General features: G+C 59.9%; 16 protein-coding genes. 14 read left to right on the top strand and 2 right to left on the bottom strand.

Going from position 1 to position 17,373, the window contains the following annotated elements:
* Window positions 1-25 precede the first annotated feature (25 nt).
* The 9 genes from glpT (at window position 26) to WBR25_RS12795 (ending at window position 9,926) form a co-directional block, all read left to right on the top strand.
* Window positions 26-1,384, top strand: a complete 1,359-nt coding sequence (glpT, locus tag WBR25_RS12835; protein WP_005337540.1) for a glycerol-3-phosphate transporter — start codon at window positions 26-28, stop codon at window positions 1,382-1,384.
* 102 nt (window positions 1,385-1,486) lie between these two features.
* Entirely contained in the window at window positions 1,487-2,245 is a 759-nt protein-coding gene (locus WBR25_RS12830) for a DeoR/GlpR family transcriptional regulator (protein WP_429106784.1), read from the top strand.
* Window positions 2,246-2,550: 305 nt separating this feature from the next.
* Window positions 2,551-4,038, top strand: a complete 1,488-nt coding sequence (gene glpD, locus WBR25_RS12825) for a glycerol-3-phosphate dehydrogenase (protein ID WP_429106783.1) — start codon at window positions 2,551-2,553, stop codon at window positions 4,036-4,038.
* Window positions 4,039-4,145: 107 nt separating this feature from the next.
* Entirely contained in the window at window positions 4,146-5,234 is a 1,089-nt protein-coding gene (gene glpQ, locus WBR25_RS12820; protein ID WP_108613943.1) for a glycerophosphodiester phosphodiesterase, read from the top strand.
* Between the two features lie 218 nt (window positions 5,235-5,452).
* Window positions 5,453-5,935, top strand: a complete 483-nt coding sequence (gene eco / locus WBR25_RS12815; RefSeq protein WP_005337529.1) for a serine protease inhibitor ecotin — start codon at window positions 5,453-5,455, stop codon at window positions 5,933-5,935.
* Between the two features lie 298 nt (window positions 5,936-6,233).
* Window positions 6,234-6,605: a MaoP family protein gene (locus tag WBR25_RS12810; RefSeq protein WP_113738679.1), complete on the top strand. Its 372-nt coding sequence runs from the start codon at window positions 6,234-6,236 to the stop codon at window positions 6,603-6,605.
* Window positions 6,605-7,477: an HTH-type transcriptional regulator HdfR gene (gene hdfR / locus WBR25_RS12805; protein ID WP_005337525.1), complete on the top strand. Its 873-nt coding sequence runs from the start codon at window positions 6,605-6,607 to the stop codon at window positions 7,475-7,477. Before WBR25_RS12810 ends, hdfR begins: the two co-directional genes overlap by 1 nt.
* A gap of 171 nt (window positions 7,478-7,648) precedes the next feature.
* On the top strand, window positions 7,649-8,590 hold the full coding sequence (locus WBR25_RS12800; RefSeq protein WP_429106781.1) for a hypothetical protein: 942 nt from the start codon (window positions 7,649-7,651) through the stop codon (window positions 8,588-8,590).
* Window positions 8,591-8,735: 145 nt separating this feature from the next.
* On the top strand, window positions 8,736-9,926 hold the full coding sequence (locus WBR25_RS12795) for an amino acid aminotransferase (protein WP_150388867.1): 1,191 nt from the start codon (window positions 8,736-8,738) through the stop codon (window positions 9,924-9,926).
* Window positions 9,927-10,050: 124 nt separating this feature from the next.
* On the opposite strand, the gene WBR25_RS12790 is transcribed toward WBR25_RS12795, so the two are convergent.
* A complete protein-coding gene (locus WBR25_RS12790) occupies window positions 10,051-10,554 on the bottom strand; it encodes a DUF2062 domain-containing protein (RefSeq protein WP_005359699.1) in 504 nt (167 codons plus the stop codon).
* Complete coding sequence (locus WBR25_RS12785) at window positions 10,548-11,066, bottom strand: DUF2062 domain-containing protein (RefSeq protein ID WP_005350890.1); 519 nt, start codon at window positions 11,064-11,066, stop codon at window positions 10,548-10,550. Before WBR25_RS12785 ends, WBR25_RS12790 begins: the two co-directional genes overlap by 7 nt.
* A 27-nt stretch (window positions 11,067-11,093) precedes the next feature.
* On the opposite strand from WBR25_RS12785, the gene WBR25_RS12780 reads away from it, so the two are divergent.
* From WBR25_RS12780 to kdsB, 5 genes are all read left to right on the top strand, one after another.
* Window positions 11,094-13,295, top strand: coding sequence for a DNA internalization-related competence protein ComEC/Rec2 (locus WBR25_RS12780; protein ID WP_429106780.1), 2,202 nt, complete (start codon window positions 11,094-11,096; stop codon window positions 13,293-13,295).
* 104 nt (window positions 13,296-13,399) lie between these two features.
* Window positions 13,400-15,163, top strand: a complete 1,764-nt coding sequence (gene msbA / locus WBR25_RS12775; RefSeq protein WP_075115539.1) for a lipid A ABC transporter ATP-binding protein/permease MsbA — start codon at window positions 13,400-13,402, stop codon at window positions 15,161-15,163.
* Complete coding sequence (gene lpxK / locus WBR25_RS12770) at window positions 15,163-16,158, top strand: tetraacyldisaccharide 4'-kinase (protein WP_429106779.1); 996 nt, start codon at window positions 15,163-15,165, stop codon at window positions 16,156-16,158. Before msbA ends, lpxK begins: the two co-directional genes overlap by 1 nt.
* 120 nt (window positions 16,159-16,278) lie before the next feature.
* The gene (locus tag WBR25_RS12765; protein ID WP_005347033.1) at window positions 16,279-16,467 is read left to right on the top strand and encodes a Trm112 family protein; all 189 of its coding nucleotides are present in this window, start codon (window positions 16,279-16,281) and stop codon (window positions 16,465-16,467) included.
* Window positions 16,464-17,213, top strand: a complete 750-nt coding sequence (gene kdsB / locus WBR25_RS12760; protein ID WP_429106778.1) for a 3-deoxy-manno-octulosonate cytidylyltransferase — start codon at window positions 16,464-16,466, stop codon at window positions 17,211-17,213. The genes WBR25_RS12765 and kdsB overlap by 4 nt, the downstream gene beginning before the upstream one ends.
* The last annotated feature ends 160 nt before the right edge of the window (window positions 17,214-17,373 follow it).

Below are 17,373 nucleotides of genomic sequence, written 5' to 3'. Positions count from 1 at the left end.
CATAACAACAATAAGGAAGCAGAACATGCTTAGTCTCTTCAGGCCTGCGGCGCACATCGACAGGCTCCCGGCTGACAAGGTCGACCCCTTCTACAAACGCATGCGTTGGCAGGTGTTTTTCGGGATCTTCTTCGGTTACGCCGGCTACTATCTGGTACGGAAAAACTTCAGTCTGGCGATGCCCTATCTGATCGAGCAGGGCTTCTCCCGTGGTGATCTCGGTTTCGCGCTCTCCGGGGTCTCCATCGCTTACGGTTTGTCCAAGTTCCTGATGGGGAACGTCTCTGACCGTTCCAACGCCCGTTACTTCCTCTCCGCCGGTCTGCTGCTCTCGGCTGCCATCATGTTCATGATGGGTACCATGCACTGGGCCACCTCCAGCATTGCCATCATGTTTGTGCTGTTGTTCCTGAACGGTTGGGCACAGGGCATGGGCTGGCCGCCTTGCGGTCGCACCATGGTGCACTGGTGGTCACAGAAAGAGCGCGGCGAAGTGGTTGCGGTCTGGAACGTGGCGCACAACGTGGGTGGCGGCATGATTGGCCCGCTGTTTATCCTCGGGATGGGCTGGTTCAACGACTGGCGCAGCGCCTTCTATGTGCCTGCGGCAGCGGCGGCCGCCATCGCGGTGATCGCCTTCTTCGTGATGCGTGATACCCCGCAATCGGTCGGTCTGCCGCCTATCGAGGAGTACAAGAACGACTATCCGAAGGATTACAACGAGAGCCACGAGCAGGAGTTCTCCGCCAAGGAGATCTTCGTCAAGTACGTGCTGCACAACAAACTGCTGTGGTACATCGCGATCGCCAACGCCTTCGTTTACCTCATTCGTTACGGTGTGCTGGACTGGGCGCCAACCTACCTGAAAGAGGCCAAGCACTTCACCGTCGACAACTCCTCCTGGGCTTACTTCCTCTACGAGTGGGCCGGTATTCCGGGCACCCTGCTGTGTGGCTGGATCTCTGACAAGATGTTCCAGGGCCGCCGTGCACCGGCCGGTATCCTGTTCATGGTGCTGGTGACCCTGGCTGTACTGGTCTACTGGTTCAACCCGGCCGGCAACCCGACCATCGACATGATGGCGCTGGTGGCTATCGGCTTCCTGATCTACGGTCCTGTCATGCTGATCGGCCTCTATGCTCTTGAGCTGGCACCGAAGAAAGCAGCCGGTACTGCGGCAGGTTTCACCGGTCTGTTCGGTTATCTGGGCGGCGCCGTGGCAGCCAACGCCATGCTGGGTTATACCGTTGACCACTTCGGTTGGGATGGCGGCTTCATGGTGCTGACCGTCTCCTGTGTGCTCTCCATCATCCTGCTGGCGATGACCCTCAAGCATGAGAACATTGCCGTTGCGGCCAAGAAAGCGGCTGCCCATAAGGCATAAAACGTGATCCTCAGCTTATTGATCCCAAAGGGGATCAGGTAAACTGCCAAAAGGCCCCGCATCTGCCGGGGCCTTTTTTTGTCTCATCATCGGAGTGCAAGCGTGAAGCAAACCCAACGACATCTGGAGATCCTGGACGTCCTGACGCGGCAGGGATTTGTCTCGACCGACGATCTGGTGACCCACTTTGACGTCAGCCCCCAGACCATTCGCCGGGATCTGAACGATCTCGCCGAACAGAACAAGATCCGGCGCCATCATGGCGGTGCCTCCCTGCATTCGAGTACCGTCAATACCGCCTATAGCGCCCGTAAAGTGATGCAACTCAAGGAGAAAGAGCGCATCGCCCGCGAGGTAGCGGCCAATATTCCCGACGGCTCATCGCTCTTTATCGACATAGGCACCACCACCGAAGCTATTGCCCGCGCCCTGCTCGATCACCGTGATCTGCGCATCGTCACCAACAACCTCAACGTGGCCAGCATTTTGACGGCAAAGGATGACTTCACCGTCATCATCGCCGGTGGCGAGATCCGCAACCGCGATGGCGGCATCGTGGGGGAGGCGACCCGCGACTTTATCGGTCAGTTTCGCATGGACTATGGCGTCATCGGGATTTCGGGGATCGACAACGACGGCTCCCTGCTCGATTTCGACTATCACGAGGTGAAGATTGCCCAGGCCATCATCGCTCACTCCCGTCAGGTGTTCCTGGCCGCCGACCACACCAAGTTCGGTCGCAATGCCATGGTCAATCTGGGCAATCTCAGCCAGATCCACGCCCTCTTTACCGATCAGGAGCCACCGGAAAAGCTGACGCGATTGATGGCGCAACACCAGATCGCCTGCCACATCTGCTGACGGCGAAACACGCCAAGGCTGTGCCGGTCGCCCGTCAGGGCGGCCTCCTTTCTCTTTTTCTCCCCCATCTCACCCCTTTATAGGTATTGCAAAAACCACTATTCAATCTGTTTTTTTTGGCTATTAACCCGCCGATTTTGGCCCGACGCCATTTGCTCCGCTGACCAGTTCCCTTTGCCACCTCTGGCGGGCTGTGGCGATCACACTTTCATCATAAAATGTTCGTTTGTTGTATTTTCATGTTCTAAAATGAGCGAAATCAAACATTGCTGTTATAGCAATCATAAAAATGAAAGTAGGTGAACATGAGCGAACATTATGATCTGGTCGTCGTCGGTGGCGGCATCAACGGGGTCGGCATCGCAGCCGATGCGGCAGGACGGGGTCTGAAGGTTGCCCTGTTTGAGGCGCAAGATCTCGCCTCTGCCACCTCGTCCAACTCCAGCAAGCTGATCCACGGCGGTTTGCGCTATCTCGAGCATTACGAATTCCGGCTGGTGAAAGAGGCGTTGGCGGAGCGTGAGGTGCTGCTCGGTATGGCGCCTCACATCGCCCGTCCCATGCGTTTTCGCCTGCCGCACCGCCCGCACCTGCGTCCGGCCTGGATGATCCGCGCCGGTCTGTTCCTCTATGACAATCTGGCCAAGCGCGACAAGCTAAAGGGGAGCTGTGGCGTGCGCTTCCTGCCGCAAGATGGCTTGAGCGCGGGGATCAACAAGGGGTTTGAATATTCCGATGCTTGGGTCGACGACGCCCGGTTGGTGGTGCTCAACGCTATGATGGCCCGTGACAAGGGGGCCGACGTTCAGACCCGCACCCGTTGCATCAAGGCGGTGCGCGGTTCCAAACACTGGACGCTCACTTTGGAGCGGGAAGGGGGCGAGCAGTTCACCGTCACCTGCCGTGGTCTGGTCAATGCAGCGGGCCCCTGGGTCAAGACCTTCTATGACGAGAGCCTGCACGAGAAATCCCCCCGCGGCATTCGCCTTATTAAAGGCAGCCACATGATAGTGCCACGCATCCATGAGCGCGAAGAGGCCTATATCCTGCAAAACGAAGACAACCGCATTGTCTTCGTCATCCCTTATCAGCAGGACTACTCCCTCATCGGCACCACGGATGTGGAGCACCACGGCAGCCCGCGGGAAGCGAAGATCAGCGAGGCCGAAATTACCTACCTGTGCAAGGTGGTCAACGCCCACTTCACTCGCCAAATTGCGCCGAAAGATGTGATCTGGACCTATGCCGGGGTGCGCCCGCTCTGTGATGACGAGTCAGACTCGCCGCAAGCGGTGACCCGCGACTACACTCTCGAACTCTCTGGCGAGTCTGACGGTGCGCCGCTCTTGTCGGTGTTTGGCGGCAAGCTCACCACCTATCGCAAGCTGGCGCAGGCCGCCTGCAACAAGCTCAAGCCCTGGTTCAGCCAGATGGGGGATGACTGGACTGCGACCAGCCGGCTGCCAGGTGGCGAGTTTGACTGCTCGGTACGCGAGCTGGCCCGCGCCTTTGCGCTGGAGTTTGACTGGCTCGATGATCGCAGCGCCCTGCGCATTGCCGAGGCCTATGGCGCCCATGCCCGTCTCTGGCTGAAAGAGGATCGCGGCATTCACCTCGGTGGTGGCCTGTACGAGTCGGAAGTGCGCTATCTCATCGAGCGGGAGTGGGCCTGTTCACTGGATGATATCCTCTGGCGCCGCAGCAAGCTGGGGCTGCGCCTGAATGAGTCAGAGCAGCAGATGCTGCAGATCTGGCTCGACCAATACCATCAGGCTCTGCGCAAAGCGAGCTGATGAGTGACGGTGGGCAGTGCGCTGCAGCCCACCGCTTTCCACCGTAAATGTGCAACAAACCTCTGATAGAACAATTACCTACACACAATAATAAAAGAGCATCACATATGAAAAAACTCGCCGTTTCCCTCATTGCCTTGAGCCTTGGGGCATCCCTCTCATTACCCGTGTTGGCTGCCGATGAAGGCAAGGTGGTTATCGCCCACCGTGGCGCTTCCGGCTACCTGCCCGAGCATACCCTGGAGTCCAAGGCGCTGGCCTATGGCATGGGGGCCGACTATCTGGAACAGGATCTGGTGATGACCAAGGATGACCAGCTGGTGGTGATGCACGATCACTTCCTCGATGGTATCACCGATGTGGCGGCGCGCTTCCCCGGTCGTGCCCGTCCGGACGGTCGTTATTATGTAGTGGATTTCACCTTGGATGAGGTGCGATCCCTGCGCATGACCGAGCCGTTCCAGCTGGTGGATGGCAAGCAGGTGCCGGTCTATCCGGCCCGCTTCCCGCTCTGGAAGTCAGACTTCAAGATCCACACCTTCCAGGAGGAGATCGAGATGATCCAGGGGCTCAACAAGAGCACCGGCAAGAACATCGGCATCTATCCGGAGATCAAGGCGCCCTGGCTGTTCCGTCACGAAGGCAAGGATATCTCCAAGGCGGTGCTGAAGGTGCTCAAGGAGTACGGCTATACCGGGAAGGATGACAAGGTCTATCTGCAGTGCTTCGATGCCGATGAACTCCAGCGCATCAACAGCGAACTGATGCCCGCCATGGGTATGGATCTGAAACTGGTGCAGCTGATGGCCGAGACCGACTGGAACGAGACCATGGTCTACGACGCCAAGGGCAAGGCGACCCCCTACAACTATGACTGGATGTTCAAGCCGGGGGCGATGAAAACCATCGCCAGCTATGCCGAAGGGATTGGCCCGTGGAAGCCGATGATCGTCACCGAGCCGGGCACTTTGGGCAAGCCGGTCTTCACCAGCATGGTAAAAGAAGCCCATGCGGCGGGCCTGAAAGTTCACCCCTATACCTTCCGTCAGGATGAGGGGCAGATCCCGGCCTATGCCAAGGACTTCACCGATCTCCTTAATATCTTCCTCTATCAGGCTGATGTGGATGGGGTGTTCAGTGACTTCCCTGACAAGGCGGTGGCCGTCATCAAGGCCCATCAAGAGGCGGCCAAATAGCACTCTGGCGCCATTTGAATGCAAAGCGAGGCCAATTGGCCTCGCTTTTTGTTTCAGGTTCCCGTAACGGGAGTGTGCGCCCTGTCAGAAAATAGCCAGATCACGTCATGGTGTGCCGGATCTGCATCATTTTACGCAGTTTTTACGTAGCAGATCGCTGGCATGAAATCGGCAGAGCGGTTAGTCTAGCGGCGTTGAACCAACCCCATGAGGTACAGATGAAAACCGTATTGCGTTTTAGCCTGCTGGGCGCCTTGTTGCTGGGTGGCCATGCCTTCGCCGCCGAGCCGAAAAAATTTGATATCAGCATGTTCCCAGCCGCTGACGTGAATCAGGAACGTGTGGTGATCCGCCTGCCTGAAGTCGAGAAAGAAGCCGACATGATGGTCGAGCTGCAGGTCGGCAAAAAGATGATGGTTGATTGCAACGTACCGCGTTTTGCAGGCAACCTGGAACAGCACAGCGTCAAAGGCTGGGGCTACAACTACCTGAAACTGGGCAAAGTCTCCGACCCCATCAGCACCCTGATGATGTGCCCGGATAACCAACAGAAAGAGACCTTCGTCCAGATCTACGGTCAGGGCTTCTTCGTGAACTACAACTCAAAACTGCCGTTCGTGATCTACGTGCCGCAGGAGTATGAAGTGCGCTACCGTCTGTGGCGTGCCGACAACCTGGCCCAACCGGCCATGATTGAGTAAGCATGTTTGAACCAAAGGTTCAGCTGGTTCACCTGATGTGATAAATAAAGCGCCGTATGGCGCTTTATTTTTGCCTGCGCAGTCCCAAAAGTGACGTGCAAATTAGCTGTACGTTTACATAAGTTTATTATTTATCAACGTTTTTTGTGTGTTATGCCACAAAATCGGCGTCAGCTATGGGGCAAAGTGACTTCGATAAAAGATATTTATTAACATAGTGAGAAAATTGATTTTGCACTCGGCGATGGCCTGATGATACTTGCCCGCAAAGGTCAAACTAACCAGAAAAAAGAGCACTATGAGCTTCGAATCAGACAAGCGTTTCAACGACTTCAAACATTTTCCCCGTGGCCTGCGTCGCAGTGGTGAATTCACTGTGGCCGAAGCGGACAGTCTGGAAAAGTATGGTACCGCTATGCTGGCACTCTACCAGGGCAACCTTGCACCCCGTGACGATGTCGAGTCCGCCTTCGTCGAACAGGTCAAATCCGGCGCAGCCGGTACCAACCCCCATGCCAAGGTGTGGTTCAAATACCTCAAGGTGATCGGTCCCAAGCGCGTTCATCGCCTCTGCACCGTCGTTGGCGGCGCCAGCGAAGAGAGCAGCGGTGGCGGCAGCTTTGATGTCGGTGGTGGCAGCGGTGGTGGCAGTGACGAGTCCATCGATTAATGGATACCGAGCTGCTTCGGACCTTTATCGAGGTGAGCAAGACCCGGCACTTTGGCCGGGCTGCTGAAAATCTCTACCTGACCCAGTCGGCGGTGAGTTTCCGGATCCGCCAGCTAGAGCAGCAACTGGGTGTCAGTCTATTTGCCCGTCATCGCAACAATATCCGTCTGACCGCCTCCGGTGAGCGTCTGCTGCCCTACGCAGACGCCATCTTGCACACCCTTGGTCGTGCCAAGCAGGATGTGGCGCTCTCGCCAGGATTCAGCCAGCAGTTGGCTATCGGCGCGCCCGCGGTGTTCTGGGAGCTCGATTTCAACGACTGGCTCAATCACATCTATGCACTGGCGCCCGGTTTGGCGGTGCGGCTGGAAACAGCCTCCCGCGAGCACCTCTGCCGTCAGCTGCTGGAGCGCTCCCTCGATCTGGCCCTGCTCTCCGAGCCCACCAAGATCGATGAGATTGCCCTGCATCCCATCGGTGAGCTGGTGTTCGAGCTGGTGAGCCGGGATCCGGCAGCCAATGCCGACAACCTGATGCAGATGCCGCACATCCACCTCGACTGGGGCACCAGCTTCGAGCCGCAACCCAGCCGTTTGCAGAGCCTGCAAAAGACCCCGGTGCTGCACTCCAGCTCCGCCAGCATGGCGTTGCAGTTCGTGCTGGCCAACGGTGGTGCTGCCTACCTGCCACGGCGGATGGTCAGCCCCTTCCTCGAGAAGGGGGCGCTCCATCTGGTGGAGGGGGGTCAGCCGCTGAGCCGCCCGCTCTATCTCGCCTATCTGGAGAAATCCGATCGCCGGGAGCTGATCGATCAGCTGTTGACCCTGCCACTGGGTTGGCACGACGCCGAACTGCGCCTCAACGTCGAATAAGCGTCGAGTTTTATCCAAGAAAGAGCCCACCCCACGGTGGGCTCTTCTGTTTGGGGAAAATTGCAGGGAGCGAAGTCACGTAATTGGCGCGGGAGGCTTGGCGTCATCGGCCTGTAACGGTACCTTTTCAGGCTGTTTATCCGATTGAGCACTGACAGGGATGGATTGTAATTGATCGACTTTAGTCACCCCGAATGGCGGGCACTGGCGCAGCAGTTGCTGAGCCACTCACCTGTGGTGATCCGTGGCCGCCAGTGGCAACCGCTGGTGGGCCTGCTCAAGGATAACCAGCTGCTGCTCGCTCATGGCAGCCACAGCTATGAGCTCACCCCGGCCGGACGGCGCTATCTCACCCGCGAGCTGATGCTGGCCGAGATCGCAACTGCCCCCCCCGAGCCCGAGGAGTGGTTGCATGCTCAGGGCTGGCAATTGGGGGAGCAGGTCAACGATCGGGTGTTGGCGGCGCTCTATCGCAAGAGCGAGGTGAACTTCACCCCCAACGAGCAGATCGATTTCGAGGACAAGGGGATCCGGCTCTGTGCCGATCAGCTGTTGCGCTTGCGCGCCGCCCAGCCGTTCAGCCTCTTTTTCAGCGGCGGCACCCTGATCGACGCAGCCCCCTGGTTGCAGGCGCTGGGGGAGGTGGCGCTGCCCGAGCGCACCCTGGCGGGTCTTGGCAAGATCCTGTGGGGGGAGGGGAGTATCGAGCGGGTGATCACCACAGATAGCGTCGGCGCCTTTGCAGAGTTGCCCCTTGATGCTGGCACCTTGCTGGTGTGGGCCCCCCCATCGGCTCCTCTAGCCTTGCAGCAGGTGGTGGCCGCCTTGCCCCCCAATGTGTTGTGGAGTCATCTCACCGCCCTCGACCCTACCGGGGTGGATCGGCTGCAGGCGCTGGCCCAGCGCTTGGGTCGTCCGGCCAGCTGGTGGTTGCCCCGTGATCTGGCCCCCATCCTCAGCGCATATGCCCAACCTTTGACTGAGGCTCGGCCCTGGGAGCCGAGCCGGATCCCCAAGTCATTGTTAGCAGTTTGTAGCGGTTTGGTTGAGTCCAATGGTGGCTTGTCGGCCGAGGTGTGCGCACTGGCGCCAGCGTGGCATGCCGTTGGTTGAAATTGGTCTGAAAGCGAGCCAAAAAGCGGTTTTCCCTCATTGAACGCGGTGATATAAAGAGTTGACGAAGCGCTCGCCAGATGAGCGCTTTTGTTTATCAAGCCGCTTTGCCACCCAACGAACTCAACGGAATACAGGGAATACCATGTTTGAAAAGGTTGTTGCCGCCCCAGCGGATCCGATCCTGGGCCTGACCGAAGCCTTCCGCGCTGACTCTCGCAGCCACAAGATCAATCTGGGCGTAGGGATCTACAAGGACGAGTCCGGTGCCACCCCCATTCTTCACTGCGTCAAGAAAGCCGAGCAGAAGCTGCTGACCGACGAGAAGACCAAGAACTACCTCGGTATTGAAGGCAATATCGAATATGGCCGCATCGTGCAGCAACTGCTGTTCGGGCAGCACTCTGCGCTGGTTGCCAGTGGCCGCGCCAAGACCGCGCAAGCGCCGGGCGGTACCGGTGCCCTGCGTATCGCGGCCGAATTCGTGGTGCGCAACGGTCTGGCCAAGACCATCTGGATCTCCGATCCCACCTGGGCCAACCACGTCAGCGTATTCCAGGCCGCGGGCCTGACCGTCAAGTGGTACAAGTACTACAACGCCGCCACCAAGGGGCTCGACTTTGCTGCCATGCAGGCCTCGCTGGCCGAAGTGCAGCCGGGTGAGCTGGTGCTGCTGCACGGCTGCTGCCACAACCCGACCGGTATCGACCCAACTAGCGATCAGTGGCGCGCACTGGCCAAGCAGAGTGCTGCCGCCGGCTGGTTGCCGCTGTTTGACTTCGCCTATCAGGGTTTTGCCCGTGGTATCGAAGAGGATGCCGAAGGCCTGCGCATCTTCGCCGAGTGCCATGACGAGCTGCTGGTGGCGAGCTCTTTCTCCAAGAACTTCGGCCTCTACAACGAGCGGGTCGGTGCCTTCACGCTGGTCAGCGCGACCAAAGAGATCGCCGATGTGGCCTTCACTCAGGTCAAGACAGTGATCCGTGCCAACTACTCCAACCCGCCGTCACACGGTGCCGCTGTGGTCACCGCCGTGGTGAGCGATCCGGCTCTCTATGCCGAGTGGGTCGAAGAAGTGGCTGCCATGCGGGTGCGTATTCGCGAGATGCGCGAACTGCTGGTAGAGAAGCTGGCTGCCCTCGGCGTGAGCCAGGATTTCAGCTTTATCCGCGAGCAGAACGGCATGTTCTCCTTCTCCGGTCTCACCAAGGATCAGGTGGAGCGCCTCAAGAGCGAGTTTGCCATCTATATCGTCGGCTCAGGCCGGATCAGCGTAGCCGGTATTACCCGCGCCAATATCGATCCCCTCTGCGAGGCGATCGCCAAGGTGCTGTAATCGCATCACCTTGCGCTCTGGCACTATGCGGCACTATGCCATGAAAAAGCCCGTCACCTTGGTGACGGGCTTTTTTGATCGCCAACGGTTGATCGTCAAACAGTCAAACAATGGGAAGGGGGACTCACTGGTGGCGGGCACCTTGCCACAGTTTGCGCAGTTGCAGCAGCAGCGCGGTCAGGGCGCCGCCGCTCAGGGCGGTGAGTACCGCCAGCAGCAGGCTGCCGAGCAGGAAGGGGGGCACCAGGGTTGCTGCCTCCTGTTCCAGCCAGTGGAGGGTCCAGCTGAGGTGGAAAGGCTCCGGCGTCTGGTGCAGTACCAGACAACCGGTGCGATAGGCGTAGAGGTACATGAACGGCAGGGTCAGCGGATTGTTGAACCAGACCGCCAGCAGCGCCAGTGGCAGGTTGAGGCTGAATGCCAGCGCCAGACCGACTGCGATGAGCGAGTGCATCGGGATGGGGAACCAGCAGGCGAAGATCCCGGCCGCCACCGCGCCACTCAGGGCGCGAGTGCCTCCTTGCCAGAGGGCGGGGGCAAGTAGTCGCTCACCAAAAAGGGCAAACCACTTCTGCTGGCGCAGGGTATCGGGATCTAGCTTGAAGCGGGCAAACCAGCGACTCAGCATGGGCGGGCCATCTTGCGTTTTTGCCACTGGCGCACCGTGCTGATCCGCCAGAAGGTGCGGATCAGGGTGTAGCCGATAAGGGAACTGAGCAGGGCCAAGATCAGCGAGCCCAGCAACAGCGGCGGTGCCACTGTGCCCAGTACCGAGACCAGCCACTCCCAGGTGAACTCAATCTCTATCTGCTGCGCCGAATGTCCCAGCAGCTGGCAACCCACCAGATAGGCGCCATAGAGCAGGGGAGGCATGGTAAAGGGGTTGGAGAGCCAGACCAGCGCCACCGAGAGCGGCAGATTGACCCGGCACAGGATGGCGCCACCGGCAGCCAGCAGCATCTGGCAGGGGAGCGGCACCCAGGCCATGAAGAGGCCCACCGCAAATGCCCCGGCAGCCGAGCGGCGGTTGAGGTGCCAGAGGTTGGCATCGAGCAGCAGTTTGCCGAACAGCCGCAGGTGCTTGTGTTCTTTCAGGGTTTGCTGATCGGGCATCCAGCGTTTAATGAGTCGTTTGGGCATATTGAAACCTTGCTAAATACTTGCTCCATGGATCTGCGTCTGTTGTCGTTTGCCCTGGGGGCAAGCTCCTCACTGCTCTGGCCATGGTTACCTTCACTCGCATGGGGGGGCCTGTTGCTGTCCCTGCTGATCCCCCTTGCATATTGCCGTGCCTGGCGGTGGCTGTTTCTCCTGCTCGGCATCCTCTGGATGCAGGCCAATCTTGCCTATCGGCTGGCCTGGCTGGAGCGGTTGGGCGATCAGACGAGCCACATGATAACCGCACAGCTGCAAAGTGCAGAGCCCGAGGGGGATAAATTTGTCCGGCTGCTGCTGCGGGTGAGCACCCTCGACGAGCAACCGGTGACACCTGAGCCCCTGATCCGGGTCAATGCCTATCAGGCATTACCCGCCATGACGGTAGGCAGCCGGATCACCCTGGTGACCTCGTTGAAACCGGCTCACGGTCTTGCCAACGAGGCGGGGCTGGATGGGCGGCGTCTGCTGCTGGGCAAGGGGATCACCGCCACTGGCAATCTGCGTCGGGTGATAGATATTCAACAGGCACCTGCGGGTTGGCGTGAACGCTGGTTGGGGGCCGCGACCGAGAGTTGGCGTCCGCTTGACCATGCCCCCTTGCTGGCGGCGCTCACTTTTGGCGAGCAGAGCGGCATCACGGATGCCCAGTGGGAGCTGTTTCGCGGCAGCGGCCTGACCCATATCATCGCCATCTCAGGGCAACACATCGCGCTGGTGGCGGTGCTTGGGTGGTGGCTGGGCAGGCTGTTTGGTCTGCGCGGCGCCATCATCACCTCCCTGCTGTTTGCCGCCGTCTACAGCGCGTTGGCCGGATTTGCGGTGGCCACCGAACGGGCTCTGATCATGGTGCTGGTGTGGAGTGTATTGCGCTGGAGCCGGCGAGAGTGGCCGGCCTGGCGCATCTGGCTGTGGGCCTTTGTGGTATTGACCCTCTGGGATCCCTTCGCCCTCTATTCGGCCGGCCTCTGGCTTTCGTTTCTGGCGGTGGCCATCTTGCTGCTGGTGGGATATGTCCACGACAAGCCGGGGCTCTGGCAGATCCAGCTCTGGCTGCTGCTTGGTCTGCTGCCGCTGCAACTGGCGTTGTTCGAGGGGATAGCACCCCTTGCCATGGTGATCAACCTGTTGGCGGTGCCGCTCTTTTGTATCGCCATCATCCCGCTGGCGCTGATCGGTGTGCTGCTGGCGCCGCTATCCACCTCTCTTGCCTATGTCCTGTTCTGGCTGGCGGATTTGGGGCTCGGGTGGGTGCTGACGATCCTGAACTGGCTGGCCGATCAACTGCAACTATGGTGGCCACTGCCCGGCTGGTGGCTGCCGCTTTGCACCCTGCTGTTGCTGCTCTGGTTCGCCGCGCAGTGGCGCTCGGCACGCTGGCTCTGGCTACCGGGTCTGTGTGCGCTGTTGCTGGCGCTCTGGCCAACGCCTGCCCGCTGGCAACTGCGGGTGCTGGATGTGGGACAGGGGCTGGCGGTGCTGATCAGCAAGGGGGAGCGTGCCATCCTCTATGACACCGGCGATCGTTATCCCGGAGGCTACAACATGGCGGATGCGGTGATCCTGCCTCAGCTAAGCCATCTGGGGATCCGGGTGATTGATCGCCTCATCATTAGCCACAAGGATCGGGACCATGCCGGCAATCGCAAGCGACTGCTCAGCGCCATGCCGGTGCGCTACGAGCTCTCCTCTTACCCTTTTAGTGAGAGAACGACGCTCTGCCAGCGTGGGCAACAGTGGCGTTGGCAGGGGCTCTCGTTTGCAGTGCTCTGGCCAGAACACCCCGGTGGCGGGCGCAATAACGATGGCTGCGTGGTGCGCATCAGCGATGGGCAGCGCAGCGTGCTGCTGAGCGCCGATATCGAACGGCAGGCCGAACAACGACTGGTGGCGCTGGAGGGGGAGGGGTTGGCCAGCACCTTGCTGGTGAGCCCCCATCATGGCAGTCGCACCTCCTCCACACCCTCGTTTGTCGCGGCGGTGGCGGCAAAGGATGTGATCCACAGCGCCGGTTTTATGAATCAGTGGGGCTTTCCCCGTCCCGATGTGGTGGCCCGCTATCGGGATGCCCGCCAGTGGATCACCGGTCAGCAAGGGGCGATGCTGGTTGAACCCACCGCAGCGGGCTTGAGCGTCACCGCCGAGCGAGATGTGGGGCCCTGGTACCGGCGCAGTGGTGAGTGGTGGCGACCGCGAGTGTGGTTTGAGCAATAATCGGCCATTTCTGCCGTGTAGGCATGCGATATAGGTGGCGGCGCTTGGTGTAAGCCTGCGCTTTGGCTAGAATAGCCCGTCATTTCCATTACTAACGGCTATTCATGCAACAAGAAACCTCACAAGAGAGCTGGCCAGTATTCAAACGCCTGCTCGGTTATGTCCGTGATCGCAAGCTGGGCCTGGTCGGTGGCATCATCGGGATGCTGGGCTACGCCGCCGTGGATACCACCTTTGTCTACTCCATCAAGCCGCTGATCGATCAGGGCATCAATGGCAACGACAGCACCGTTTTGAAATGGATGCCCTTCTTCGTCCTCGGCATCGTAGCCCTGCGCGGTGTCGCCAACTTTCTCTCCAACTACTGCATGGCCTGGGTCGGCAACCACGTGGTGATGCGTCTGCAACAGCAGGTGTTCAATCACATGGTGGCAATGCCGATGAGCTTCTTCGACCGTCAGAACACCGGTCATCTGCTCTCCAAGGTGACCTATGACGCCAGTCAGGTCTCCTCGGCGGCGAGCACCACGCTGGTGACCCTGGTGCGGGAAGGGGCGACCGTGGTCGGTCTGCTCGGCCTGATGTTCTGGCACTCTTGGCAGCTGTCGGTGATCTTTTTGGTGGTTGGCCCGCTGGTGGGGGTCATCATCGGCCTTATCAGCCGCCGTTTCCGCCAGATCAGCCGTCACATCCAGCAGGCGGTAGGGGATATCACCACCTCCACTGAGCAGATGCTCAAAGGGCACAAAGAGGTGCTGATGTTTGGTGGCCAGAAGGTGGAAGAGAAACGCTTCTTCCAGGTCAGCAACAACATGCGCCAGCAGACCATGAAGATGGTCGCGGCTGATGCCATCGGCAGCCCTGTGGTGCAGATGGTGGCCTCCATCGCGCTGGCTGCCTTCCTCTATGTAGCTACCATCGACAGTGTGCGCAGCGAGCTGACTGCCGGTACGTTTACCGTCATGATCACCTCCATGATGATGCTGCTCAAGCCGCTGAAAAGCCTGACCGACGTCAACAACCAGTTCCAGCGGGCCATCACTGCCTGCCACAGCCTGTTTGGCCTGCTCGACACCGAGCCGGAGCAGGATACCGGCACCCGCACTCTGGAGCGTGCTCGCGGCGAGATCGAGTTTCGCAACGTCACCTTCACCTACCCGACCAAGGACACCCCGGCGCTGCACAACGTCAGCTTCAAGGTGGAGGCGGGTAAGTCGGTGGCGCTGGTGGGCCGTTCCGGCTCTGGCAAGAGTACCATTGCCAGCCTGTTGACCCGCTTCTACGACATCGATCAGGGCGAGATCCTGCTGGACGGCATCAACATCCGCGAATACAAGTTGAGCGAGCTGCGCAAGCAGTACGCGCTGGTCTCCCAGCATGTTCACCTGTTCAATGACTCGGTGGCGAACAACATCGCCTACGCGGCGGAAGACAAATACAGCCGCGATCAGATCGTGCAGGCCGCTCGTATTGCTCACGCCGACGAGTTCGTCAGCAAGATGAGCAACGGGTATGACACTGTGGTTGGCGAGAACGGTGCATCCCTCTCCGGTGGTCAGCGCCAGCGTGTTGCCATTGCGCGCGCTCTGCTGCGCGATGCCCCGGTTCTGCTGCTGGATGAGGCCACCTCGGCCCTCGATACCGAATCCGAGCGCCACATTCAGGCGGCTATCGACGAGCTTTGCAAGGCGCGTACCTCGCTGGTGATCGCCCACCGTCTCTCCACCATCGAGAAGGCGGACGAGATCCTGGTGATCGACGAAGGCCATATCGTCGAGCGCGGCAACCACGAAGCATTGATGGAGCAGCGCGGCACCTATGCCCAGCTGCGCGCCATTCAGTTTGGCAACGCGGGAAGCAAGGCCTGATGCTGGAACGGCTCTGGTATGCAAAGAGTGGCTGGCGCTGGTTGCTGGCCCCCTTTGCCCTGCTGTTCGCCATCATTAGCGGCAGTCGCCGCTACGCCTATCGTCATGGCTGGCGCAAGGGGTATCGCTCCTCCTTGCCGGTGCTCGTGGTGGGCAATATTTCGGTGGGGGGCAACGGCAAGACGCCGGTGGTGGTCTGGCTGGTGGAGCAGTTGCAAGCCCGTGGCTATCGACCCGGGGTGGTGAGCCGTGGTTATGGTGGCAAGGCACCCCATTACCCCTATCGGCTGGATGAGACCAGCACCACGGCGCAGGCCGGAGATGAGCCGGTGCTGATTGCCCGGCGCTGCGGCTGTCCGGTGGTGGTTGCCCCGAAACGGGCCGACGCGGTACGACTGCTGGAGCAGAGCGGTGAGGTGGATATCATCATCACCGACGATGGTCTGCAGCACTATGCGCTGGCCCGCGACATCGAGCTGGTGGTGGTGGACGGCGCGCGCCGTTTCGGCAATGCCTGCCTGTTACCGATGGGGCCGCTGCGCGAGCCGGTTACCCGGCTCAAACGGGTGGACGCCATCATCTGCAACGGCGGCGAGCCGGGCAAGGGGGAGTACCCCATGCAACTGGTCGCCGACACCCCGCGCCGGGTGCGCGACGATGCCCCGCTGGCCGCCCCCTTGTCGGGGCCGGTTGATGCGCTGGCGGGGATTGGTCATCCGCCCCGCTTCTTTGCCACCCTGGAAGGGCTCGGCTACCAGCTGGATCAGCAGGCCGCCTACGGCGATCATCACCCCTTCGATCGGGATGAGCTGGTGGGCCGCTTTGCCAGCAAGCCGCTGCTGATGACCGAGAAGGATGCGGTCAAGTGTCGTCCGTTTGCCCTCGAAAACTGGTGGTATCTGCCGGTCAGCGCCGAGTTGCCCGCCTCCCTGCTCGATGCCCTGCTGCACAAGCTGGGGGCGAAGGCGAAGGGCGCGACCAAGGCGCAAGATTAATCTCTCTCGCCTCGGCGGGGGAGCAGGGGGGAGTATGCCCCGCATGGAATAGCTGGTTGCTCGACATCCATCGCTGGCGTGATGAAGCCGCCAGCGCGACATCGTTGAAGGAGTATCGTTTTGGCTTTGGACATCAAGTTGCTCGACATCATCGCCTGCCCGGTCTGCAAGGGTAAGCTGCATTACAACAAAGCAGTTCATGAGTTGGTCTGCCGCTTCGACAAGCTGGCCTATCCGCTGGAAGAGGGGATCCCGGTACTACTGGAGAACCGTGCCCGTCCGCTCAACAGCGATGAGCTGCCGTCATGAGTTTCGTCGTCGTCATTCCTGCCCGCTATGCGTCAACTCGTCTGCCGGGCAAGCCGCTGGCGGATATCCATGGCAAGCCCATGGTGCAGCACGTGGTGGAGAAAGCTCTGCAATCGGGGGCCGATCGGGTGATCGTTGCCACCGATGACGAGCGGGTACAGCAGGCACTGCAGAGCACCGGCGTCGAGGTGTGCATGACCTCACCGGATCACCAGTCCGGCACCGAGCGTCTGGCCGAGGTGTGCCGTCACTACGGCTTTGCCGCCGATACCATCATCGTCAATGTGCAGGGGGATGAACCGCTCATTCCGCCCGCCATCATTCGTCAAGTGGCGGACAATCTTGCCGCTGCCACGGCGCCGATGGCGACCCTGTCGGTGCCGATCCAGGATGCCGAAGAGGCGTTCAACCCGAACGCAGTGAAAGTGGTGACTAACAAGGATGGCTACGCCCTCTACTTCAGTCGCGCCAGCATTCCCTGGGATCGGGATCGCTTTGCCAAGAGCCATGAGCAGATTGGTGACCACTACCAGCGTCATATCGGTATCTATGCCTATCGCGCCGGCTTTATCCAGCGTTATGTGGGCTGGGCGCCGAGCGTGCTGGAGCAGGTCGAGGCGCTGGAGCAGCTGCGGGTGCTCTGGTACGGGGAGAAGATCCACGTCGCCCAGGCCCTTGAAGCGCCGCCGGTCGGGGTGGATACCCAGGCCGATCTGGAGAAGGTGCGCGCCTTTTTGGCCAAGTGATGGCCACAGCACTAACGTCATGAAAAACGGTGTCGCAAGGCACCGTTTTTTGTTTTGAAATTTTATATAATTATTTGATTTTAAACGCTAAACATGGGTTTTCTCAAACTTTTGGCGTGCATGGTTTGCCAAAGCGACGAGTTTGGTTATGATGCAAGAC

This window comes from Aeromonas sp. MTB (assembly GCF_056632455.1).
The sequence above is the reverse complement of the archived record's forward strand: the minus strand, read 5'-3'. Positions and strand labels throughout refer to the sequence as shown.

Coding starts and splice junctions, on each gene's coding strand:
- glpT (WP_005337540.1), top strand. CDS start 26: ATGCTTAGTCTCTTCAGGCCTGCGGCGCACATCGACAGGCTCCCGGCT.
- glpD (WP_429106783.1), top strand. CDS start 2,551: ATGAGCGAACATTATGATCTGGTCGTCGTCGGTGGCGGCATCAACGGG.
- glpQ (WP_108613943.1), top strand. CDS start 4,146: ATGAAAAAACTCGCCGTTTCCCTCATTGCCTTGAGCCTTGGGGCATCC.
- eco (WP_005337529.1), top strand. CDS start 5,453: ATGAAAACCGTATTGCGTTTTAGCCTGCTGGGCGCCTTGTTGCTGGGT.
- WBR25_RS12810 (WP_113738679.1), top strand. CDS start 6,234: ATGAGCTTCGAATCAGACAAGCGTTTCAACGACTTCAAACATTTTCCC.
- hdfR (WP_005337525.1), top strand. CDS start 6,605: ATGGATACCGAGCTGCTTCGGACCTTTATCGAGGTGAGCAAGACCCGG.
- WBR25_RS12795 (WP_150388867.1), top strand. CDS start 8,736: ATGTTTGAAAAGGTTGTTGCCGCCCCAGCGGATCCGATCCTGGGCCTG.
- WBR25_RS12790 (WP_005359699.1), bottom strand. CDS start 10,554: ATGCTGAGTCGCTGGTTTGCCCGCTTCAAGCTAGATCCCGATACCCTG.
- WBR25_RS12785 (WP_005350890.1), bottom strand. CDS start 11,066: ATGCCCAAACGACTCATTAAACGCTGGATGCCCGATCAGCAAACCCTG.
- WBR25_RS12780 (WP_429106780.1), top strand. CDS start 11,094: ATGGATCTGCGTCTGTTGTCGTTTGCCCTGGGGGCAAGCTCCTCACTG.
- msbA (WP_075115539.1), top strand. CDS start 13,400: ATGCAACAAGAAACCTCACAAGAGAGCTGGCCAGTATTCAAACGCCTG.
- lpxK (WP_429106779.1), top strand. CDS start 15,163: ATGCTGGAACGGCTCTGGTATGCAAAGAGTGGCTGGCGCTGGTTGCTG.
- kdsB (WP_429106778.1), top strand. CDS start 16,464: ATGAGTTTCGTCGTCGTCATTCCTGCCCGCTATGCGTCAACTCGTCTG.